23 protein-coding genes are annotated in these 20150 nt (G+C 63.7%); 12 read left to right on the forward strand and 11 right to left on the reverse strand.

Translation table 11 applies throughout. The features are described from left to right. Positions 1–3: 3 nt before the first annotated feature. From FXB40_RS06410 to FXB40_RS06445, 9 genes are all read left to right on the forward strand, one after another. The gene (locus FXB40_RS06410) at positions 4–831 is read left to right on the forward strand and encodes an OmpA/MotB family protein (protein ID WP_148771358.1); all 828 of its coding nucleotides are present in this window, start codon (positions 4–6) and stop codon (positions 829–831) included. A 174-nt stretch (positions 832–1005) separates the two neighbouring features. Further along, positions 1006–2904, forward strand: coding sequence for a potassium transporter Kup (locus FXB40_RS06415; RefSeq protein ID WP_148771359.1), 1899 nt, complete (start codon positions 1006–1008; stop codon positions 2902–2904). Between the two features lie 155 nt (positions 2905–3059). After that, complete coding sequence (locus FXB40_RS06420; protein ID WP_148771360.1) at positions 3060–4988, forward strand: potassium transporter Kup; 1929 nt, start codon at positions 3060–3062, stop codon at positions 4986–4988. Positions 4989–5149: 161 nt separating this feature from the next. Beyond that, the gene (locus FXB40_RS06425; protein ID WP_148771361.1) at positions 5150–5476 is read left to right on the forward strand and encodes a rhodanese-like domain-containing protein; all 327 of its coding nucleotides are present in this window, start codon (positions 5150–5152) and stop codon (positions 5474–5476) included. Between the two features lie 7 nt (positions 5477–5483). Then, on the forward strand, positions 5484–6662 hold the full coding sequence (locus tag FXB40_RS06430; RefSeq protein WP_148771362.1) for an aminotransferase: 1179 nt from the start codon (positions 5484–5486) through the stop codon (positions 6660–6662). A gap of 6 nt (positions 6663–6668) precedes the next feature. Beyond that, positions 6669–7781: a polyamine ABC transporter substrate-binding protein gene (locus tag FXB40_RS06435; RefSeq protein WP_148771363.1), complete on the forward strand. Its 1113-nt coding sequence runs from the start codon at positions 6669–6671 to the stop codon at positions 7779–7781. Positions 7782–8059: 278 nt separating this feature from the next. Continuing rightward, a complete protein-coding gene (locus FXB40_RS06440; RefSeq protein ID WP_283812884.1) occupies positions 8060–8569 on the forward strand; it encodes a GNAT family N-acetyltransferase in 510 nt (169 codons plus the stop codon). A gap of 3 nt (positions 8570–8572) precedes the next feature. After that, positions 8573–8704, forward strand: a complete 132-nt coding sequence (locus FXB40_RS49830; protein WP_283812885.1) for a hypothetical protein — start codon at positions 8573–8575, stop codon at positions 8702–8704. A gap of 211 nt (positions 8705–8915) precedes the next feature. Then, the gene (locus tag FXB40_RS06445; protein ID WP_148771365.1) at positions 8916–10703 is read left to right on the forward strand and encodes a phosphatase PAP2 family protein; all 1788 of its coding nucleotides are present in this window, start codon (positions 8916–8918) and stop codon (positions 10701–10703) included. Positions 10704–10791: 88 nt separating this feature from the next. Here FXB40_RS06445 and FXB40_RS06450 read toward each other — a convergent pair whose 3' ends face one another. From FXB40_RS06450 to FXB40_RS06475, 6 genes are all read right to left on the reverse strand, one after another. Next, complete coding sequence (locus FXB40_RS06450) at positions 10792–11724, reverse strand: lipid A biosynthesis lauroyl acyltransferase (RefSeq protein WP_148771366.1); 933 nt, start codon at positions 11722–11724, stop codon at positions 10792–10794. 8 nt (positions 11725–11732) lie between these two features. Then, positions 11733–13010: a beta-ketoacyl-ACP synthase gene (locus tag FXB40_RS06455; protein ID WP_148771367.1), complete on the reverse strand. Its 1278-nt coding sequence runs from the start codon at positions 13008–13010 to the stop codon at positions 11733–11735. Between the two features lie 22 nt (positions 13011–13032). Beyond that, on the reverse strand, positions 13033–14235 hold the full coding sequence (locus tag FXB40_RS06460) for a beta-ketoacyl-ACP synthase (RefSeq protein WP_148771368.1): 1203 nt from the start codon (positions 14233–14235) through the stop codon (positions 13033–13035). Then, complete coding sequence (locus tag FXB40_RS06465) at positions 14232–14702, reverse strand: 3-hydroxyacyl-ACP dehydratase FabZ family protein (RefSeq protein WP_128952407.1); 471 nt, start codon at positions 14700–14702, stop codon at positions 14232–14234. The genes FXB40_RS06460 and FXB40_RS06465 overlap by 4 nt, the downstream gene beginning before the upstream one ends. Positions 14703–14712: 10 nt before the next feature. After that, on the reverse strand, positions 14713–15000 hold the full coding sequence (locus FXB40_RS06470) for an acyl carrier protein (RefSeq protein WP_007592476.1): 288 nt from the start codon (positions 14998–15000) through the stop codon (positions 14713–14715). Between the two features lie 270 nt (positions 15001–15270). Then, entirely contained in the window at positions 15271–15618 is a 348-nt protein-coding gene (locus FXB40_RS06475) for a hypothetical protein (protein ID WP_148771369.1), read from the reverse strand. A 318-nt stretch (positions 15619–15936) separates the two neighbouring features. On the opposite strand from FXB40_RS06475, the gene FXB40_RS06480 reads away from it, so the two are divergent. Then, positions 15937–16563, forward strand: a complete 627-nt coding sequence (locus FXB40_RS06480; protein WP_148771370.1) for a ParB-like protein — start codon at positions 15937–15939, stop codon at positions 16561–16563. A 16-nt stretch (positions 16564–16579) separates the two neighbouring features. Here FXB40_RS06480 and FXB40_RS47715 read toward each other — a convergent pair whose 3' ends face one another. Beyond that, entirely contained in the window at positions 16580–16735 is a 156-nt protein-coding gene (locus FXB40_RS47715; protein ID WP_187436697.1) for a hypothetical protein, read from the reverse strand. Between the two features lie 182 nt (positions 16736–16917). Here FXB40_RS47715 and FXB40_RS06485 point away from each other — a divergent pair, with 182 nt between their 5' ends. Further along, on the forward strand, positions 16918–17151 hold the full coding sequence (locus tag FXB40_RS06485; protein ID WP_148771371.1) for a hypothetical protein: 234 nt from the start codon (positions 16918–16920) through the stop codon (positions 17149–17151). A gap of 24 nt (positions 17152–17175) precedes the next feature. Here FXB40_RS06485 and FXB40_RS06490 read toward each other — a convergent pair whose 3' ends face one another. After that, on the reverse strand, positions 17176–17379 hold the full coding sequence (locus tag FXB40_RS06490; protein ID WP_148771372.1) for a hypothetical protein: 204 nt from the start codon (positions 17377–17379) through the stop codon (positions 17176–17178). 169 nt (positions 17380–17548) lie between these two features. On the opposite strand from FXB40_RS06490, the gene FXB40_RS06495 reads away from it, so the two are divergent. Continuing rightward, on the forward strand, positions 17549–18280 hold the full coding sequence (locus FXB40_RS06495; RefSeq protein ID WP_187436698.1) for a Crp/Fnr family transcriptional regulator: 732 nt from the start codon (positions 17549–17551) through the stop codon (positions 18278–18280). Positions 18281–18303: 23 nt separating this feature from the next. Here FXB40_RS06495 and FXB40_RS06500 read toward each other — a convergent pair whose 3' ends face one another. From FXB40_RS06500 to FXB40_RS06510, 3 genes are all read right to left on the reverse strand, one after another. After that, complete coding sequence (locus FXB40_RS06500; RefSeq protein WP_148771374.1) at positions 18304–18951, reverse strand: flavin reductase family protein; 648 nt, start codon at positions 18949–18951, stop codon at positions 18304–18306. Between the two features lie 110 nt (positions 18952–19061). Further along, positions 19062–19541 carry an MgtC/SapB family protein gene (locus FXB40_RS06505; protein ID WP_148771375.1) on the reverse strand — a complete coding sequence of 160 codons (480 nt, stop codon included), beginning with the start codon at positions 19539–19541 and terminating at the stop codon, positions 19062–19064. Beyond that, entirely contained in the window at positions 19538–20116 is a 579-nt protein-coding gene (locus FXB40_RS06510; RefSeq protein WP_148771376.1) for a peroxidase-related enzyme, read from the reverse strand. The genes FXB40_RS06505 and FXB40_RS06510 overlap by 4 nt, the downstream gene beginning before the upstream one ends. Between the last annotated feature and the right edge of the window lie 34 nt (positions 20117–20150).

A 20150-nucleotide genomic window follows, 5' to 3' on the forward strand; every position in this document is an offset into this window, starting at 1 on the left:
CCGATGGCAAAGAAAAAACGCGAGGAAGCACACGGCGGGCACGGCTGGTTCGTGACGTTCGCCGATCTGATGGCGTTGCTGCTGGCGTTTTTCGTGATGCTGGTCGCATTCTCCACCCAGGACGCCAACAAGCTAAAGATCGTTGCAGGCTCAATGCGCGAGGCCTTCGGCGTCCAGAGCGAAGCGCGCTACGCCGGCATCATCGAATCCGACGGTCTGCCGACCCGCGCGCGTCTGAAGAACGTCGACCACATCCAGCCTGAGGAATCCTCCAACACGCCGACGCCGGACCAGGAGGATCGCGACAAGACGTCAGGTGCCAAGATCAAGGTCGACCGCAACTTCGCGCTCGCCGCGGCCTCGCTGCGCCAGGCGTTGCAGGACATGCCGGAACTGACCGAGATGTCCAAGCACATCATGTTCGAGGAGACCAAGCAGGGCCTCAATCTCGAGATCGTCGACCAGGACGGCCGCTCGATGTTCGCGGACGGCTCCAAGGTGCCCTACGACCGCACCCGTCGCCTGATCGAGAAGCTCGCGATCCCGCTGAAAGCAACCCCTCTGCGCGTCTCCATCGCCGGCCACACTGCAGCCGGCTTCGTGCCGACCCGCAGCGATTACGGCGCCTTCGACCTGTCGGCCGACCGCGCCAACGCGGTGCGCCAGATCCTCGAACGCGAGGGCCTGCCGCCGTCGCACATCTTCGCCGTCTCCGGCAAGGCGGACACCCAGCCGCTGTTCCCGGACGATCCGTCGCTGGCCGCGAACCGCCGCGTGACCATCACCTTGATGCGTGAAGATCCGCCGCTGCCGCCAAACTTGAAGCCCTGAACCTATTGCGCTACCATTTTACCTGAGGCTATTCGTCGCGAAGGCGATGAACGTGGCCACGCCGTCACAGCATCTCGCGCGGCGCCTGCTATGGTGGTGGGCCGATTGACAGGCGCGCCGGAAGCGTCAAAAGGCGCCGGATCAATTCCAGGGACGAAGCGTTTTTCCACCCTCATGACCGCGAGCATCACATCGACCGAGACCCAGGAAGGGCCGGTCACCTCGGGCTTTTGGTCCCTCACGCTCGGGAGCATCGGTGTCGTTTTCGGCGACATCGGCACCTCGCCACTTTACGCGTTCCACGAGGCGGTTAGGGGTGCGGCCCATGGCGAGCCGGTCACGCGGATCATGGTGCTCGGCGTGCTGTCGCTGATCCTGTGGGCGCTGCTGATCGTCGTCACCGCCAAATACGTGCTGCTGCTACTGCGCGCTGACAATAACGGGGAGGGCGGGACGCTCTCGCTGATGGCGCTCGGCCAGCGCGCGCTGGGGCGGCGGAGCTGGTTCCTGCTCGCGCTCGGTGTGGTCGGCGCCTCCATGTTCATCGGCGATTCCATGATCACGCCGGCGATCTCGGTGCTGTCGGCGGTCGACGGTCTCAAGCTCGCGACGCCGGCGTTTGAGCACTATGTCGTGCCGCTGACGGTGCTGATCCTGGTGCTGCTGTTCGCTGTCCAGAGCAAGGGGACCGCGCTGGTGGCCTCGGCCTTCGGGCCGGTGATGGTCATCTGGTTCACCATCCTGGCGGTGCTGGGCGTCATTCACATCGCCGACGATCCGTCGGTGTTGGCTGCGATCAATCCCTATTATGCGTTCCAATTCCTGCTGTCGCACGGCACGATCGGCCTGGTGACGCTCGGCGCGGTCTTCCTCGCCGTGACCGGTGGCGAGGCGCTCTATGCCGACCTCGGCCATTTCGGCCGCAAGCCGATCCAGTCGGCCTGGATGTTTTTCGTGCTGCCGTCGCTGCTGATCAATTATTTTGGGCAGGGCGCACTGGTGTTGTCCGATCCAAGCGCGATTGAGCATTCCTTCTATCGCATGGTGCCCGAGCATCTGGTGCTGCCGCTGGTCGGGCTTGCAACCGCAGCCACTGTGATCGCGAGCCAGGCGGTGATCACCGGCGCCTATTCGCTGGTCTATCAGGCGGTGCAGCTTGGTCTGCTGCCGCGCTTCGAGGTGCGCTACACTTCCGAAACCCATGCCGGCCAGATCTATCTGCCGCGCGTCAACCGGCTGCTGCTGATCGGCGTAATGCTGCTGGTGCTGTTATTCCACACGCCCAGCAATCTGGCTTCGGCCTATGGTATCGCCGTCTCCACCACCATGGTCGCCGACGGCATCATGGGTTTTGTGGTGATCTGGAAATTGTGGAACTGGAAAGCCGCGACTGCGGCGGTTGTGATCCTGCCCTTCGTCATGGTCGACATGACCTTCTTCAGCGCCAATTTGCTGAAGCTGCTCGAAGGCGCCTGGGTGCCGCTGCTGTTCGGTGCCGCGATGGCTGGGACGATCTGGACCTGGCGGCGGGGTTCGGGAATCCTGATTCAGAAGACGCGCCGGATCGAGGTGCCGCTGGACGATCTGATCCGCAGCCTGGAGAAGCGGCCGCCGCACATCGTCAAAGGCACGGCGGTGTTTTTGACCAGCGATCCCGCCTTCGTGCCGACCGCGCTGTTGCACAATCTCAAGCACAACAAGGTGCTGCACGAGCACAACGTGATCCTGACCATCGAGACCGCTCACACGCCGCGGGTCGATCTCTCCGAGCGCTTCAAGATGGAGAAGATCAGCGAGAAATTCTCCAAGGTGCGCTTGCGCTTCGGCTTCATGGAGCAGCCGAACGTGCCCAAGGCGCTCGCGATCGCGCGCAAGCAGGGTTGGCAGTTCGACATCATGTCGACGTCGTTCTTCGTGTCACGGCGCTCGCTCAAGGCGTCGGCGCAGTCGGGCATGCCGCTCTGGCAGGACCACCTGTTCATCGCGCTCAGCCGCTCGGCTAATGACGCCACAGACTATTTCCAGATTCCGACCGGGCGGGTGGTTGAAGTTGGAACCCAAGTCACCATCTGAACCTTCCATTGGGACGCAATTGGCGGACCCATGCGGATTTTGCATGCCAAGGGCCCAGAATCGGGCTAGGCTATGCCGGCAGCGCAGGACTATAAGCCGCGCGCGCTCCTCCGCCGTTGTGCAGTGAAGCATTTTAGAGGCCACCAGGCTCTCCCATGACAAGTGACGTAGTAGTTCCCGCCCCGGAAACGGCGGCGGCCAATGGGCATGGCGATGCCCACACCACCGCCGGTTTCGGTGCGCTGACGCTCGGCAGCATCGGCGTGGTCTATGGCGACATCGGCACCAGCCCGCTCTACGCGTTCCGCGAGGCGGTGATAGCGGCCTCAGGCGCTGAAGGCGCGCCGACGTCGGCGGCTGTTCTCGGCGTGGTGTCCCTGATCCTGTGGGCGCTCATCGTCGTGGTGACGCTCAAATACGTGGTGATCCTGCTCCGCGCCGACAACAACGGCGAGGGCGGTACGCTGGCCTTGATGGCGCTGGCCCAGCGCGCGGTCGGCACCGGTGGGGCGACCATCGTCCTGCTCGGCATCATCTCCGGCGCCCTGTTCTACGGCGATGCCGTGATCACGCCGGCGGTCTCGGTGCTGTCGGCCCTCGAAGGCATGAAGGACGTCACGCTGCGGTTCGAGCCCTACATCGTTCCGCTGACGGTGCTGATCCTGGTGTTCCTGTTTGCGGTGCAGTCGCGCGGCACCGCCCGCGTCGCGGCGTTCTTCGGACCCGTGATGTGCGTCTGGTTTGCGGTGATCGCGATCGCTGCGATCCATCCGATCATCGCGCAACCGCAGGTGCTGCTCGCGCTGAATCCGTTCTACGCCGTGTCCTTCATGTTCCACCACGGCATCATCGGCTTCGTGACGCTCGGTGCCGTGTTCCTAGCTGTCACCGGCGCCGAGGCGCTCTATGCCGACCTCGGCCATTTCGGCAAGCGGCCGATCCAGACCGCCTGGCTGTTCATCGTGCTGCCATCGCTGGCGCTGAATTATCTGGGGCAGGGCGCTCTCGTCCTCGGCGATCCCGGCGCGATCGAGAGCCCGTTCTTCCAGCTCTTCCCGCAAGGCATTATTCGCGGCTGCATGGTCGTGCTGGCCACGGCCGCCACGGTCATCGCGAGTCAGGCCGTCATCACCGGCGCCTATTCGCTGACACGGCAGGCGATCCAGCTCGGGCTGCTGCCCCGATTCGAAATTCGTCATACGTCTGAAGCCCATTCCGGCCAGATCTTCATCCCGCGCATCAACCAGTTGCTGCTGGTTGCGGTGATCATGATGGTGCTGCTGTTCCGCTCCTCCAGCGCGCTCGCCTCCGCCTACGGCATCTCCGTGACCGGCACGATGGTCGTCACCGGGATGATGGGCTTTGTCGTGATCTGGAAGGCCTGGAAGTGGTCACCGCTGTGGGCTGCCGCGCTGATCGCGCCGTTCCTGTTCCTCGACCTGACCTTCCTGGCCGCCAATTTGCTCAAGGTGTTCGAGGGCGGCTGGGTGCCGTTGGCGCTCGGTGCGCTCATGATCCTCATGATGTACACGTGGCGGCGCGGCAGCCGGCTCTTGTTCGAGAAGTCGCGCAAGCTCGAATTCCCGCTCGCCGACCTCGTGGCGATGCTGGAGAAGCGGCCGCCGCAGCGGGTGCCTGGTACGGCCGTGTTCCTGACCAGCGATCCCTTGAGCGCGCCGACCGCGCTGATGCATAGTCTGAAACACTACAAAGTGCTTCACGAGAAGAATGTCATTCTCACCATCGAGACCGCGCAGACCCCGCGCATCGATCCGGCCGAGCGGGTGAAGCTGGAGCAGATCAGCCCGACCTTCTCCAAGGTGACGCTGAAGTTCGGCTTCATGGAATCGCCCAACGTGCCGAAGGCCCTCGCCATCGCCCGCAAGCTGGGCTGGCAGTTCGACATCATGTCGACCTCGTTCTTCCTGTCGCGGAGGGCGCTCAAGCCAGCCGCCCATTCCGGCATGCCGCGCTGGCAGGACCGGCTGTTCATCTCGCTCAGCCGCTCCGCCAACGATGCCACCGACTATTTCCAGATCCCCTCTGGCCGCGTCGTCGAGGTCGGTACGCAGGTGACGATCTAGGGCCGGGATTCAAAGCGCACTTCAAGTCGCTGCGATTTAGCTTTAACTTGCGCAAGGCAGCTCAAGCCTTTGTAGCGCTTGATTTTCGATGCCTGAGAGGCGAGGTTGCCCGCCGGCCGGGATCGCCCCGGCGAGCGCGCCCTGCGACGTTGGAGGATGATGTGGCAAATCAAGTACAGGATCTGACCCCCGAGGAGGTTTCCAAGGGTGTCGCGGAGGGCCGCTATCTGCTCGTCGACGTCCGTGAGCCGAATGAGGTCGAGGTCGAGGCTTATCCTTACGGCGTGGTCGTGCCGCTCTCGACCTTTGATCCCAAGGCGATCCCCGACCCGCAAGGCAAGGAGGTCGTGTTCGCCTGCCGCTCGGGCAAGCGCTCGGTGACGGCCTCGCTCGCCGCCCAGGCTGCGGGCCTGCCTTACGACAAGCATCTGGCCGGCGGCATGCTCGGCTGGAAGGCGGCGGGTCTCCCCAGCAGGGTTGGTGGCTAACGTCGCGATGACCAAGAGCTCTTCGCTGAACAAGGTCTTCGCCGACCTTCCCGTCACCATCTTCGAGGCGATGTCGCAGGCCGCGCGCGACAACAACGCCATCAATCTCGGCCAGGGCTTTCCCGACGATCCCGGCCCCGAGGACATCCGCCGCGCCGCGGCCGACGCCTCGCTCAACGGCTACAACCAGTATCCGTCGATGATGGGCATCCCGGAGCTGCGCCAGGCGATCGCGACCCATTACGGCCATTGGCACGGCCTCAAGCTCGATCCGATGAGCGAGGTGATGGTGACCTCCGGCGGCACCGAGGCGCTGACCTCGGCGATCCTGTCGGTGGTGCAGCCCGGCGACGAGGTGGTCTGCTTCCAGCCGGTCTATGATTCCTACCTGCCGATCATCCGCCAGGCCGGCGGCATTCCGCGTCTCGTCCGGCTCGAGCCGCCGCACTGGCGACTGAATGAGGACATGCTGAAAAGCGTCTTCAATTCAAAGACCAAGGCGGTTCTGTTCAACAACCCCTTGAATCCCTCCGCGGTGGTCTATCCGCGCGAGGACCTTGAGCTGCTGGCGCGCTACTGCCAGGAGTTCGACGTCATCGCAATCTGCGACGAGGTCTGGGAGCACGTCACGTTCGACGAGCACAGGCACATCCCGCTGATCACCATTCCCGGCATGCGCGAGCGCACCATCAAGGTCGGCTCGGCCGGCAAGATCTTCTCGCTGACGGGCTGGAAGATCGGCTTCGTCTGCGCCGCGCCGCCGCTGTTGCGCGTCGCCGCGAAGGTGCACCAGTTCCTGACCTTCACGACCGCGCCGAACCTCCAGGCCGCCGTCGCCTACGGCCTCGGCAAGCCCGACGAGTACTTCCTGTCGATGCGGAAGGATCTGACGCGGAGCAGGGACCGCCTGACCAGGGGGCTGGAGAGCCTCGGCTTCCCCGTGCTGAAATCGCAGGGCACCTACTTCCTCACCGTCGACCTGTCGCCGCTCGGGCTCAACGAGAGCGATGCCGAATTCTGCTGGCGGATCGTGAAGGACTACAAGGTCGCCGCGATCCCGGTCTCGGCGTTCTACGAGCAGGACCCGGTGACCTCGGTGGTCCGCTTCTGCTTTGCCAAGAAGGACCAGACGCTGGACACCGCGCTGGAGCGGCTGTCGGACGCGGTGCGCGGACGCAAGAGGTAGACCGAGATGACGAATGTCAGCCGCTTCAGGCTTTGCCTTGGTTTTGCAATCGCCGCAGCGCTGACGATGCTTTCGCCTCCCGCAGGCGCCGAGGAGCGCGTCGTCAACTTCTACAACTGGTCGAACTACATGGCGCCCGACGTCCTCGAGGCCTTCACCAAGGAGACCGGCATCAAGGTGGTCTACGACACCTTCGACGCCAACGAGACGCTGGAGACGCGCCTGATGGCCGGCAAGTCCGGCTACGACGTCGTGGTGCCCACCGCCTATTTCCTGCAGCGCCAGATCAAGGCGAACATCTTTCAGAAGCTCGACAAGTCGAAGCTGCCGAACCTCGCCAACGCCTGGCCGATGGTGACCAAAAATCTCGCGACCTACGATCCCGGCAACGACTTTGCCGCGAACTACATGTGGGGCACGACGGGCATCGGCTACAACGTCGCCAAGGTGAAGCAGATCCTCGGGCCGGACGCCAAGATCGACAGCTGGGACATCGTCTTCAAGCCGGAGAACCTCGCGAAGTTCAAAGACTGCGGCGTCCACATGCTCGATTCCGCCGACGACATCTTTCCGGCGGCGCTGAGCTATCTCGGGCTCGATCCGAACTCGACCAAGCAGGCCGATCTGGAGAAAGCCGCCGACATCGTCGCCAAGGTCCGTCCCTCCGTGCGAAAATTTCACTCGTCCGAATATCTGAGCGCGCTCGCGACCGGCGAGATCTGCTTCGTGGTCGGCTGGTCCGGAGACATCATGCAGGCGCGCGCCCGCGCCGCGGAAGCCAAGGGTGGCATCGAGATCGGCTATGCCATTCCGAAGGAGGGCGCGCAGATGTTCTTCGACAATCTGGCGATCCCCGCGGATGCCAGGAACGTCAAGGAAGCCTACGAGCTGATCAACTATCTCTACCGTCCCGACGTCGCCGCCAAGAACTCGGACTTCCTGTCCTACGCCAACGGCAACCTCGCCAGCCAGAAGCTGGTCGATCCGAAAATTTTGAACGACAAGAACATCTATCCGGACGACGCCACGCTCGCAAAGCTGTTCGTCATCACCGCCCGCGATCCCGCCACCCAGCGCGTCATCAACCGGCTCTGGACCAAGGTGAAGACGGGGCGGTAGTCGTTTCCGGGATCGCCCCGGAAACAATTTCCGCAAAACAACCCCATGCACAGTAGAACCGCGACCTTCGCATTGGCGGCGGTGACGACGCTTAAGTCGAACTGGGGCCTGGTTGAATCGACCCACTGGCGAAAAAGACTCGCGGCACCTCGTGCGCTGCACGAAGTGAGCCGTCGGGCACGCCGCTGAATCGGGCTTGGGTTATTTGACACGTCGGGCAAAACAGGAGCAGAAGACTATCCTGCCGCCTTCCCGAACCAAGCACGACGATGATGCACATGGCGGTGCCAATACCCCTCGAACCAAATTGGACAATTCGGCCGTTCCGGCCTGGCGACGGGCCTGTGGTCCGGCGGCTCATCGAGTCCGTCTGGCGTGAGCATTTTCACGATCACCCGGACTCCTTCGTCCGGGACTTCATCTATTCGCGTCTGTCGGACGTCGACAACGCGGACACCGTCTACGCTGATCGGGCTCTCTTTTTGTGCGCGATGGCCGAAGACGCAATCATCGGTACCGGCGCAATCAAGCGGTTCGACGATCGAGAGTGCGAGATGGTTCGCATGTTTGTTGCCCCAATCTACCGAGGCCGCGGAATCGCACGGACGATTGCCGATGAACTCATCACCTTTGCAAGGAGTGCGGGATACGATCGCATCCGCTTGTCCAGCAACAGCGCACTGACGGCCTCGCATCGACTTTACGAAAGGATGGGCTTCCAGCGCACGGCCTCATGGGACCCAGGCGGCGAGGCTCACTCAAATTATTACGCGCTCGGGATATGTTGAAGAATGAAGAGCGTCTCAGCAGGCACGATACCCGAGCGCTTCTGGCCGCCGATGAAGAACGCAAGTCCGGTTTGTATCGCAGCCTGGGAACGCATCGTTCAGGCCGAGGCCGACGCAGGCTTGCCGGAGCAATGAAGGCGGCAGAGTGTTTGCGCTATCGCCGCCTTCGATGCGCGATGCATATGTCTCGAAAGCATGTGAGCGGTAACGTTGTCGTTATCGTACTGTAACGATCGATAAATACGTCAGGTACGGGGATGGCATCAGACAGTCCGAGCGCGTCCTCACCTGTGTGCAGCAGCAGCGCCGGGTGGATTCCGCACGCCAGGTTCTGGAGCCTATTTAGATGACATCCGTGCCGTCCTCGAAGTTCTGGAAATATGCGGCGCTCAGCGCGGCTCTACTGCCGGCTGCCGTGCGCGCTGACTCCATTCCGTCCACGCCGCCGGTGAATTTCACCAACAGCTCCAGCGCCTCGGTCGGATCCACGATCGTCAATTTGCTGGATTCCTACACCCATCTCATGCTGGTCGATCCCAAGCTGCGCAATGGCGCGGGTGTCATGGAGCAGAATTATCTGACCGTTATCCGGATGACGCAGGAGCGCACGCCGGCGCAGACGCTCGCCGCTGTTCATGACGATCGCACCTCGCAGCCTTACAGCGTTCTCAACGGGCTCGGCCCCCTGACGTCGCACTTCATGACGGGGATCGGGTCGTCCACGACGGCGACGCCGCCAGCGAGCCTGACGCCGACCTCGTATCAGGTCACCACGCTGCAGGACTACGACGCAAGCGCACACGGCATCAACTATCTCAACAGCGCGACCATCGGCTTTTCGGCCTTTGGCGACGGCACCGCGACACCATTGGCCGATGCCGCGAACTTCCTCAACACCACCGTCCGCAACAACGCCTCGACCGAACCGCCGAAGCGCACGTTCGAGCGCTACATGGGCTCGACCGCGCCGGTCGTGAATCCCGCCTCCACCACCGCGGGCGTGATCAGTCCGCTGGATGCGCGCTACGGCAACTACAATGCCGTGACCAACAAGGCCGGTCTTGCGGACACGGACACGGCGCAGTTCGTCGTTCCCACCTATTTCAGCAGCTTTGCAGTCCCGGTCGCCTACTATAACACCCTCAACTGGGTGCGCGGCTTGACCGTGACGCCGGCCCTGGTGGCCGCAAATGGCGGCCAGCCGATCACGGTCCCTGACGTCGGAAGCTTCGACGCATCAGGCAATCTCACACCCGTTCAGTTCGGTGCAGGCGACTACGTCCCGGGCATCGGTACTGCGCCCCGTCCGTTCAGGCTCTCGACCAAGGTCAAGGTTCCGACGCCGCTCTGGCAGATCGCCAACGGCACCAATCCCTATGGCGACGGCGCCTTCGTCAGCGGCCACACCAATCTTGCCTACAACCAGGCGCTCGGGCTGGCCTTCCTGGTGCCGCAGCAGTTCGAAAGCCTCCTGATCCGCGCCGCGGACCTCGGCAACAATCGCATTCTCGCCGGCATGCATTCGCCGCTGGACGTGATCGGCGGCCGTATCGAGGCGACCGCGATCGTCGCGACCAACATCTACGGCGCCCTCTACGGTCCTTATGGCAACCGGTTGGATTGGACCAATGCCGCCAACACCGCCGCCTATGCGATCTATCAGGCCCATATGAAGACCCAGAAATATCTGGCGCAGTCGTGCGGTACGAGCACGGTGGAGGACTGCCTCAAGCGGGCCGGTGGCGATCACGATGACGATCGCGATCATCGCGACGGCCGCCATCATCAGGACGGGCGGGATCACGATCGCGACGATCGGAACGGGTTCGACTACAACCTCGATCCGGATGACAGCAGGGGTTACACCTATCGCATGACCTACGGGCTTGCGTTGGCGGCGTCGATGAAACTGCCGGAAATCGTCCCGGTGCAGGCGCAGGTGTTGTTGCTGACCCGCTTCCCTTATGCCACCGACGAGCAGCGCACGGAGATCCTGCGCAACACCGCGCTGCCATCCGGCTTCGCACTGCTCGACGGCAACACCTGGGATGGGTGGGGTCGGCTCAACCTCTACGCTGCGGCCAAAGGGCAGGACTCGTTCTTCCGCGCCGTCAGGGCTGCAACGACACGGTGACGTCCTCAGCGTGGCTCGGGATCGTTAGCGGTCCCGAGCTGCGCGCGAGATCAGGATCGCGCTCCGATGATTTCTGTCGGTGAAGGCGCTACCGCCACCTTCGGTGCAGCCACAGCCACTGCTCGGGATGCTCGCGCACCCAGCCTTCCACCACGTTGGTGATCGCCTGCGTCGTGCCCTGGATGTCGATCTTGCCGTCAGCGTCGCGCACCGGCGGAATTTCTTCCGTCAGCTCGGCCCGGAAGCGAAAGCCGGGCAAGCGGATGACGCGGACGCCGTGGATCGGGCATTCGACCTGGCGCAACAGGCGGGCCAGCATCGGATTGGCGCGGGTCTTGCGGCCGAAGAAGGTGACCTCGACGCCGCCGGTCAGATACTGGTCGATCAGCATGGCGACGTGCTTGCCGTCCTGGAGCGCCTGCGCGAGCCGTAGCGGCGCGTCGCGGCCCGCTGGGATCAACGTGCCCATGTTGACCTGGCGCATCTCCTGGATGATGCGGTCGGCGGATGCAATGTTCGGACGGCGGTAGAGAATCGCAGCTTCGAGCCCATGGGCGGGGGCGGCGAGCGCGGGCAATTCCCAATTGGCCAGATGCGAGGCGAAGATCAGCGCCGGCTTGCCGTCGTCCCTGATCTGGTCGTACAGCTCGATGGTGCGCGGCGGCAGCTCGATCCGGCTGTTTTCCGGATGGGCGCGATCGTAATCCCAGACATGGTCGATATGGGCGAACTCGGCGCCGATGCGGCCGAGATTGTCCCACACGCCCATCAGGATCTGTTCGATCTCCTCGGGTGATTTCTCCGGAAATGCCGCGGCGAGATTGGCGCGGCCGATGCGATGCTCGCGCAGGCGCGGGCCGATCGTCTTGGTGACGCGCGCGAAAAAGTCCGAGGTCTTGACCGGATCGAAATAGCGTGTGGTGCGCAGCATGCCGACGGTGGCCGCGCCAATCAGGCCACCGCCGATCGATTTGGCGACTTCCCGCGCGCGGGCCTTCGTGCTCGCAGGAAGCAGCGCCATGCGTCCGGTCAGGCCGGTTCGCGGGTCAGGATCAGCGAGGCGTTCTGGCCGCCGAAGCCGAACGAGTTCGACATCACCGCGGTGACGCGGGCATCGCGCGCCTTGTTGCCGACCACGTCGAACAGGATCGTGGGATCCGGATTGTCGTAGTTGATGGTCGGCGGAATCCGCTGATGCTCGAGCGTGAGCAGCGAGAAGATCGCCTCGACCGCGCCCGCGGCCGAGATGGTGTGGCCGACCATCGACTTGTTGGAGGTGACCGGGATCTTCTGCAGGAGATCGCCGAACACGGCCGATGTCGTGTTGTACTCCATCTTGTCGTTTTCGGGCGTCGCGGTGCCGTGCGCGTTGATGTGGTCGATCTGGTCCGGCGTCATGCCGGCATCGGCGAGCGTCTTGTTCATGCAGCCGATGATCGGCTTGCCGTCGGGCGACGAGCGGGTGCGATGGAAGGAATCGGTGAGCTCGCCGCAGCCGGCGATGACGCCGAGAATCTTTGCGCCGCGCGCGGTCGCCGCTTCATAGCTTTCCAGCACCAGGGCGCCGGCGCCTTCGGCCATGACAAAGCCGTCGCGATTCTTGGAGAAGGGGCGGGAGGCCGCCTGCGGCGGATCGTTCTGGGTCGACAGCGCAGAGAGCAGCGAGAAGCGCACCAGCGCTTCCGGGTTCACGGTGCCGTCGGTCGCGACGCACAGCGCCGCATCGGTCTCGCCGCGGCGGATCGCCTCGACGCCGAGCTGGATCGAGGTGGCTCCGGACGCGCACGCCGTCGACAGCGAGATCGGCGAGCCCTTGGTGCCGAAGGTTTCGGCGAGGTAGGCGGCCACCGAGCCGAACATGAAGCGGTGATGATAGGCGTTGTACTTGCCGCCGCCGGAGATGCGCAGCAGATCGTCATAGTTGAAGTCGGGCGCGCCGACGGCGCGGCCAAGCTCGCGACGCTGTGGCCACTCCACCTCGACCGGCGCGACCGCGAGGAAGAGGGGACCCGGGAAATCGCCCTTGGCGCCGATGCCGGCCTGCTCCAGCGCTTCCTGGGTGACGAGCTCGGCCATCCGCTCGGAGAGACCGGTGGAGGAGAACGGATCGACGCTGACGAAATCCACCGTGCCGGCCATCGTGGTCTTCAGGCCGTCGATCGGAAAGCGCGTGATGGTGCGGATGCCGGATTCGCCCGCAACGAGCTTCGACCAATTGTCGGCCTTGCCGGCGCCGAGCGAGGTCGTGATGCCCATGCCGGTGACGACGACAACGGGACGCCCGAGTTTGTCGCGTGGTGCAGTCATGTCGATCCCCCGATAGAGCTAGCTAAACAGCCTCGACCAGCGCCATGCCTTCGCCGCGCCAGTGTCCGGCTCCCACCACGACGATCTGGGTGGGCGCACCCTGCATTTCAACCTCGGTCCCGGTCGAATCGTTCGGCGGGAACAGCGCGCCGCGCGAGATCGAGAGCGCCGCGAGCGCAATGCCGAGCGGGAATTGCGTTTCCATGGTGTGGCCGAACATCGTGCCGGTCGCGCGCACCGGGAAATCGGCGTGCTTGGTCAGGAAGCCGCGCTCCTCCGACGTCGCCGGCTCAGCACCGGTTGCGCCCGAGATGATCGCGCCCTTGCCATCGCGCTTCGGCAGCTTGTCCCAAAGCTTCTCCAGCGTCGCTTCCATGTCGCCGGACTGCTTGCGTCGGGCGAGATCAGTCACCACGCTCGACAGCTTCGCGTACGGCTTGGCGCCGCGCGCTTCCGCGTGCGCTTTCGACTCCAGCACAAGGAAGGCGCCGGCCGAGCCAAGCGCGAAGCCGGCGTGGTCCTTGCGCGCCCACACGGGGGCGAACTTGTCCCTCAGATTGAAGTCGCCGAATTCGTAGAGGACCATGAGGTCCTTGCGCTCGCCGTTGTGCGAGCCGCCGACCAGGGCGATGTCGCTCTCGCCCGAGGCGATGCGCGACAGCGCGATGCGGGCGGCATCGGCGCCCGCAACCTCTTCGCCCATGAAGGTGCGCGAGGTGCCGCCGAGACCGTTGACGATGGCGATGTTGCCGGCGAGCAGGTTGGAGAGCTGCGCGAGGAACAGCGTCGGCCGGAGATCGCTCATCAGCCGCTCGTTGAGGAAGCCGGGCGCATTGGCGCCCTTGGCTTCGGCGGTGAGCACGCCGGTGTCGACGTTGAGATCACGCTCGCCGCCGCCGGCGGCGACCACCATGTCGATCTTCGACAGGATGTCCTTGTTGCCCTTGATGCCGGCGGAGTCGAGCGCGAGGCCCGCGGCATAGACGCCGATGCGCTGCCAGGCTTCCATCTGGCGCTGGTCGCCCTTCTTGGGGATCTGGCTGTCGAACGACACCGGCAGCAGCGGGTGCACGATGAAGGGCGCAAAGCCCTTCTCGTCGACATTGATGCGCTTCTCAGAAAGCGCGGCCCAGTTGGCGTCGAGACCTTCGCCGAGCGAGGTGGCAAGACCAATGCCGGTGATCCAGACTTCCGTCTGGCCCGGCTTCGAAGCGGTGTCAGTCATGGCGAGACGGCCTGTTGCGGAAAGCCGACGCGCTGGGCGACCGCGTCCATGTATCCGCGCATATCCGAATTGGGGAAGGGGATCAGCGTGAAGGTGAGCGTCGAATTCGCGCGCAGCTTGCCGCCGACCCGGATCTTCGCCTCGGTCATGGCATAGCCCGAGCCCTCATGGGCCACGCTTGCCTCGAGGGTCATGAGGTCGCCCGGAAACACCGAGCCGCGGACCTTGGCTTCCTTCACAGCGGCGAGAATCGGCATACGCTCGAACTTCAAGACGCCAAGCAGGAGAAAGCCCGAGGCCTGCGCCATCGATTCGATCAGCAGCACGCCGGGCATCAGCGGATAGCCCGGGAAGTGCCCCTCGAAGATGGTGCTCTCCTTGGGGACCTGGGCCTCGACGACGATCGTCTTCTCGTCGACCTTGAGGTCGACGATGCGATCGATCATGTGGAAGTATTCGAGTTGCATGATCGCCCGATTAGGCGCTCGCGCCCTTGGCGGCAACCAGTTCGTCGATGCGCGCGCACAAATTCTTCAGCACGAAATACTGCTCGGTGGTCGCCTTGCCGTCGTTGACTTCCTGGGTCCATTTTTCTAGCGGCAGCTTGATGCCGAACTGCTTGTCGATTGCGAACGCGATGTCCAGGAAATCGAGGCTGTCGATGCCGAGGTCATCGATGGCATGGCTATCCGGCGTGATCGTGTCGCGCGGGATGTCGCAGGTTTCAGCGATGATCGTAGCGACCTGATCGAATGTGGAGGACATCACTAAGCCTTTGATATATTGCGGGTATTTGTCAGATATCCCAGAGTGGCACGGTGGGTGGGCATCGCGCCCCGAATGACGCCCTCTAACCCCCCTCTGGACGGGTCGAAAGCCCGTATAACGGAGCGCCGCCCTGAGTTCAATGGAGCCGGACAGGGCCGTGGACAGGCCTGGGGACGCCGGTCCGGAGCGGTTTCGGCCGGGTGACCTGCCGGCAGGGAGCTTCCGGCGCCAGGGCTTGATCGACGGGGCCTGGTCGACAGGGCTTGGCTAGATGTGCGGCGTGGTGATCTTGACGCAGTCCCGCCGGCCCATCATCACGCAATCCTGGGTCCGCCGTAGATCGGCGATGCTGACCGCGAGCCAGATCCCGATCGCGGTCAGTGCGATGGTGAAGGCGAGCGCCGCGATATTGGCGAGCATGCGGTGGCGGAAATCGTCCGGCTGATCGCGGGGCTGCTCGTAGCGGGACAGGTCGAGCGGTTCGGGGGCCGCGTGCACGTGCAGCGGCTGGACGACACCACTGCCTCGGTGGACCACCGGGGAGGGAGTCGTGCGCGGCCTGAACTGGAGCACCCGGTGCTCACCGTCCGAGGTTATGGGCCGCTGGGATTTCATGGGGCGGGGATTACTCCGAAGCAGCGATTTTTAGATAGCATAGGCGACATAAGGGTTGCAGGAAATCTTCTCAACGCGCACGTGCATTGCGCATTCGCATGATCTTTCCTGATCATTTCTTGAGCGCCGCGAACGATCGTCGGAACGGGTTGTCATCCCGGTGTCAGGGACGCGCGGGTTGCGCTGCAACAACAGCCAGAACAATGGTGCTGCCCGCGCTGAACGCATATTGCCGCAGCAGGGCTCATGGCATAATCGGGAACCCTGACCAGCCTTGGCAACCACCAACTTTGGCAACCAACTGAGAGGCCCTCGATCATGACCCCCAACGCGCGCGAGCCGAGAGTGCACCCGGTGCCGATCCTGTCGCTGCGGCCGACGCAGATGACGGTCGGCATGCGTGAGGTCAAGGAGAAGCGCAAGCGCTGGCGCGAGCACGGCAAGAAGAAGCAGTCCGAGCTGCTCGGCACCCACATGATCCCCGTCGTGTACGGACCCGACGAGCGCTATTACGTGATCGACCATCATCATCTTGGCCGCGCGCTGCACGACGAAGGCATCAAGGAAGTGCTGGTCACGGTCGTCGGCGATCTCCGGATGGTCGAGCGCGAGGCGTTCTGGGGCGTGATGGACAACAAGCGCTGGGTCTATCCTTACGACAGCAAGGGCGCGCGTCGTCCGTTCCGCGATTTGCCGAAATCAGTCGTCGACCTCAAGGACGATCCGTTCCGTAGCCTCGCCGGCGAGCTCCGCCGCATGGGCGGCTTCGCCAAGGACACCACGCCATTCTCCGAATTTCTCTGGGCCGACTTCCTGCGCCGCAAGCTGACGCGCAAGGCGGTGGACGCCAATTTCGACAAGGCACTGGAGAAGGCGCTGGCTGCTGCCAAGAGCAAGGACGCGGTCTATCTGCCCGGCTGGTGCGGCCCGGCATCGGACGATTGAGGCGCTGACGCTCGCATCAGTCGCGCTGGAAGATCTTGGCGCCGGGGTAGACACGCCGGGCATAAGTGACGACCAGCGCGCGGTCCTGGGTTGCCAGGAAGGGCGTGCGGATCCGAGACGACCCGACGATGAGGTGCCACAGACCATTAAGCCTTTGGATGACGATTTTCATCTGACTGTTCCTCGAAAACTCCGTGTTCGAACAAATGCTGACTGTCGCAACAGTCTTGATTCTCGATCGTGATCGCGGGCGAGAAATTCCCAGAGACCGCTCGCGCTCGCTGCAAGACGACGGCGACTATTATGAGTTGGTTACGAGATGCGGCCCGGTAAGCTCGATCCGATCACAGCCGCTTGAATGCAATCATTTTCCGCGCCGACGAAACCGTCCTGAAACAGAGCGATCCCACTTATGGGGGTACCGAGCTCAAACAGGAGGCGAAAATGCGTCGTCTGGTTTTCGTAATTGCTTTGCTCGCCGTCGCTTCAGTCGGAATTTCGGCGTCTTTTGCCGCAGTTCACCAGGCCAGGACGCTGACATTCGAAGAGCGCTTTGCGCCGGCGCTTCCGCTGATGGTCAAGCACTAGCGGCACCGCGCTTCGCCGCCGCAACTACTTCGGATGCTGCGGGGCGGGCGGCGAGAGCAATCGCTCTATGTCAGCGGCGGCTTCGCCGTCGCGGACCTTCTGTAGCATGGCGTGGCGCTCGGCGCCGGCCGGCAGTTTCTTGGCCGCGGCGCGAGCATCTTCGGTGAACTTGTTCAGGCGCTCCTGAAGGGACAGGGCGGGACGTGTACGGTTGCGCTTCTTGGTCATGGCTTGCCCTTTCGGGCGCCTAGCCAACCATGTGCGGGCGAGGGACGTCCTTAACTTTTGTTGGAACCCGGTCCCTCAAATCCGGTTCTTCATTGGGACGGTGCGGCAGCGCCAAGAGCCCGATCAAGAGCCCGATACGGGGTCCAATTCCACGACCGGAGCTATTCCAGTGCCCAGCGATGCGATCCGCGCGGCGCTCATCAGGCGCCTGCGCATCTCGTCCGCGATCGCGGACGAGGACATCAGGGAGATCGAAGCGCTTCCGATCTCGGTGCGGCAATATCCCGCCGAGACGGCGGTGGTGCGCGACGGCGAGCGCGCGACCGATTGCTGCCTGATCGCGGATGGCTTCTGCGCGCGGTCCAAGACGATCGCGAGCGGCAAGCGGCAGATCCTCTCGCTCCACATCCCCGGCGAGATCCCCGATCTGATGAGCCTGTTCCTGCATGTGATGGACCACGATCTGTCGACGCTGACGGCGGCGACGCTCGGCTTCATCAGCCACGAGACGCTGCAAAAGCTGCATCGCCGCAGGCCTGTCGTCGCCGAGATGTTCTGGCGCGACACGCTGATCGACGCCGCGATGTTCCGCGAATGGATCGTCAATGTCGGCCAGCGGCCGGCGCCGGCGCGGCTTGCGCATGTCATGATCGAATTGCGCGAACGCCTGAGGATCATCGGGCGCGTCGACGGCGCCAGCTTCGAGATGCCGCTCACCCAGGAACAGATCGGCGAAGCGCTGGGCATTACCGCCGTGCACGCCAATCGCGTGATCAGGCAGTTGCGCGAGGAGGGCATCGTCGAGCTGCATCGCGGCCGCGTCACCGTGCTCGACGAGCGAAAATTTTTGCAACTGGCGGATTTCGACGGCCGCTATCTGCACCAATCACCAACGCTTTGATTGGATTCTCTTTACGACTCCTGCTATCTCCAATCATCGAGCGTCGGCGTCGACATGTCGAAACGATCGCGAATGGTCGAGCAGGTGCTGCCGCCCAGCCTTGCAATGGCATCGAGCCGGGCCGGATCGATGTGCAGGCGCTCGGCATCGACCACGTCGGCGTGGTAATGCGCGAACAGAATCTCGCCCATGATGATCTGCCGCGACTTGCCGAGCTCAAGCGTGATGTGGCGGCGGCATTCGAACGCGGCGGGCGCCTCCTTGATCCAGGGCGACGCCACGGTCTTGCCCGGCATAGCGGTCAGGCCCGCGGCCTTCAGCTCGTCATGCTCCGGCGAGAACGGCACGGCGCAGACATGCATCGCTTCGGCAATCGCGTGCGAGACGATGTTGACGGTGAAGACCTCGGTCAGGCGGATGTTGAGACCGGTGTCCTTGAACCGCATGTCCGGATGGTTCTCGACGCCGAGCGCGAGGATCGGCGGATCGGCCGACAGGCAATTGAAGAAGCTGAACGGCGCTGCGTTGATCCGCCCCTCCGGATCGACCGTCGTCACCAGCGCGATCGGCCGCGGCACGACGGTGCCGATCAGCAGCTTGTATTTGTCGCGCGCGGACAACTCGCGGAAGTCGAAGGTTACGTCGCCGGGGTCGTGAGCACTTCCGTCCATCATGCCTCTCAGGTCCGAACGGCAATCGGACCAGCGACCACCGCGAATTCTTCGGAACAATTATCAGCGCTTCAGACCATTATGCGAGCGGAAGATTTGAGCAAAGGCCGCTAGGTTTGCCGGTGGTCCTCGTGCGGCTCGTCCTTGCCGCCGAGCATTCGATGTACGTGGCGCTCGATTCGGCGGCCGACCGTAAGCAGCACGAAGGCGAGCGCCAGCGCGACTGCGACGATCTTCCATTGGCCGGCCCCGCAGACGATGCCGAGACAGGCGGCCAGGAAGGTGCAAGCGGCGCTGGTCAGGCCGCGGACGCGAAACCGTTCGCTCTCATGGACGATGACGCCGGCCCCGAGGAAGCCGATGCCGGTGAGGATGCCCTGGATCACCCGGCTCGTCGCATCGGCGACTTTGCTGGGTTCGGCGAGTTGCAGCGCCAGCAGCACCACGGTCGCGGTGGAGAGGCCGACAATGCCGAGTGTCTTCAGCCCGATCGGCTTGCCGTGCAGATCGCGGTTGAGCCCGATCGCGCTGCCGGCGAGCGTCGCAACGCCGAGACGTAGCAGGATTTCAGGCCAGTCGAGCTCCGTCATTTTTTCGGCAGTCGTCCCATCAGATAGAATTCGTCGTTCGGCCGCATGCCGGTGAAATTCGCGAGGCGATTCGACAGCGCGAAGAAGGCCGAGATCGCCGCGATATCCCAGATGTCGTCGTCGCTGAAGCCGTGCGGGGCGAGGACTGCGAAATCCTCCTCGGCAATCCGCTGCGCGTCGGCCGAGATCTTCATCGCGAAATCGAGCATCGCCTTTTGCCGCGGCGTGATGTCGGCCTTGCGGTAGTTGATCGCGACCTGGTCGGCAATCAGCGGGTTCTTGGCGCGGATGCGCAGGATCGCGCCATGGGCGATCACGCAATATTGGCACTGGTTGGCCGCCGACGTCGTCACCACGATCATCTCGCGCTCGGCCTTGGTGAGGCCGCCGTCCTTCTCCATCAGCGCGTCGTGATAGGCGAAGAAGGCGCGGAATTCATCGGGCCGATAGGCCAGCGTCAAAAACACGTTCGGCACGAAGCCGCTCTTTTCCTGCACGGCGAGGAGACGCGTGCGGATGTCGTCAGGAAGCGTGTCGAGGGCGGGAGCGGGGAAGCGTTGCGCGGGCTTGGTCATGGGCATGGATTCCGGCTTGGGGCGGGAAACCATA

The sequence above is a fragment of the Bradyrhizobium rifense genome (genome assembly GCF_008123425.1).
Taxonomy (GTDB): Bacteria; Pseudomonadota; Alphaproteobacteria; order Rhizobiales; family Xanthobacteraceae; genus Bradyrhizobium; species Bradyrhizobium rifense.

Excerpts from the sequence above, each read along its gene's own strand:
- FXB40_RS06410 (WP_148771358.1), top strand. The coding sequence starts at position 4 with ATGGCAAAGAAAAAACGCGAGGAAGCACACGGCGGGCACGGCTGGTTC.
- FXB40_RS06415 (WP_148771359.1), top strand. The coding sequence starts at position 1,006 with ATGACCGCGAGCATCACATCGACCGAGACCCAGGAAGGGCCGGTCACC.
- FXB40_RS06420 (WP_148771360.1), top strand. The coding sequence starts at position 3,060 with ATGACAAGTGACGTAGTAGTTCCCGCCCCGGAAACGGCGGCGGCCAAT.
- FXB40_RS06430 (WP_148771362.1), top strand. The coding sequence starts at position 5,484 with ATGACCAAGAGCTCTTCGCTGAACAAGGTCTTCGCCGACCTTCCCGTC.
- FXB40_RS06435 (WP_148771363.1), top strand. The coding sequence starts at position 6,669 with ATGACGAATGTCAGCCGCTTCAGGCTTTGCCTTGGTTTTGCAATCGCC.
- FXB40_RS06440 (WP_283812884.1), top strand. The coding sequence starts at position 8,060 with ATGGCGGTGCCAATACCCCTCGAACCAAATTGGACAATTCGGCCGTTC.
- FXB40_RS49830 (WP_283812885.1), top strand. The coding sequence starts at position 8,573 with ATGAAGAGCGTCTCAGCAGGCACGATACCCGAGCGCTTCTGGCCGCCG.
- FXB40_RS06445 (WP_148771365.1), top strand. The coding sequence starts at position 8,916 with ATGACATCCGTGCCGTCCTCGAAGTTCTGGAAATATGCGGCGCTCAGC.
- FXB40_RS06450 (WP_148771366.1), bottom strand. The coding sequence starts at position 11,724 with ATGGCGCTGCTTCCTGCGAGCACGAAGGCCCGCGCGCGGGAAGTCGCC.
- FXB40_RS06455 (WP_148771367.1), bottom strand. The coding sequence starts at position 13,010 with ATGACTGCACCACGCGACAAACTCGGGCGTCCCGTTGTCGTCGTCACC.
- FXB40_RS06460 (WP_148771368.1), bottom strand. The coding sequence starts at position 14,235 with ATGACTGACACCGCTTCGAAGCCGGGCCAGACGGAAGTCTGGATCACC.
- FXB40_RS06465 (WP_128952407.1), bottom strand. The coding sequence starts at position 14,702 with ATGCAACTCGAATACTTCCACATGATCGATCGCATCGTCGACCTCAAG.
- FXB40_RS06470 (WP_007592476.1), bottom strand. The coding sequence starts at position 15,000 with ATGTCCTCCACATTCGATCAGGTCGCTACGATCATCGCTGAAACCTGC.
- FXB40_RS06475 (WP_148771369.1), bottom strand. The coding sequence starts at position 15,618 with ATGAAATCCCAGCGGCCCATAACCTCGGACGGTGAGCACCGGGTGCTC.
- FXB40_RS06480 (WP_148771370.1), top strand. The coding sequence starts at position 15,937 with ATGACCCCCAACGCGCGCGAGCCGAGAGTGCACCCGGTGCCGATCCTG.
- FXB40_RS47715 (WP_187436697.1), bottom strand. The coding sequence starts at position 16,735 with ATGAAAATCGTCATCCAAAGGCTTAATGGTCTGTGGCACCTCATCGTC.
- FXB40_RS06490 (WP_148771372.1), bottom strand. The coding sequence starts at position 17,379 with ATGACCAAGAAGCGCAACCGTACACGTCCCGCCCTGTCCCTTCAGGAG.
- FXB40_RS06500 (WP_148771374.1), bottom strand. The coding sequence starts at position 18,951 with ATGGACGGAAGTGCTCACGACCCCGGCGACGTAACCTTCGACTTCCGC.
- FXB40_RS06505 (WP_148771375.1), bottom strand. The coding sequence starts at position 19,541 with ATGACGGAGCTCGACTGGCCTGAAATCCTGCTACGTCTCGGCGTTGCG.
- FXB40_RS06510 (WP_148771376.1), bottom strand. The coding sequence starts at position 20,116 with ATGACCAAGCCCGCGCAACGCTTCCCCGCTCCCGCCCTCGACACGCTT.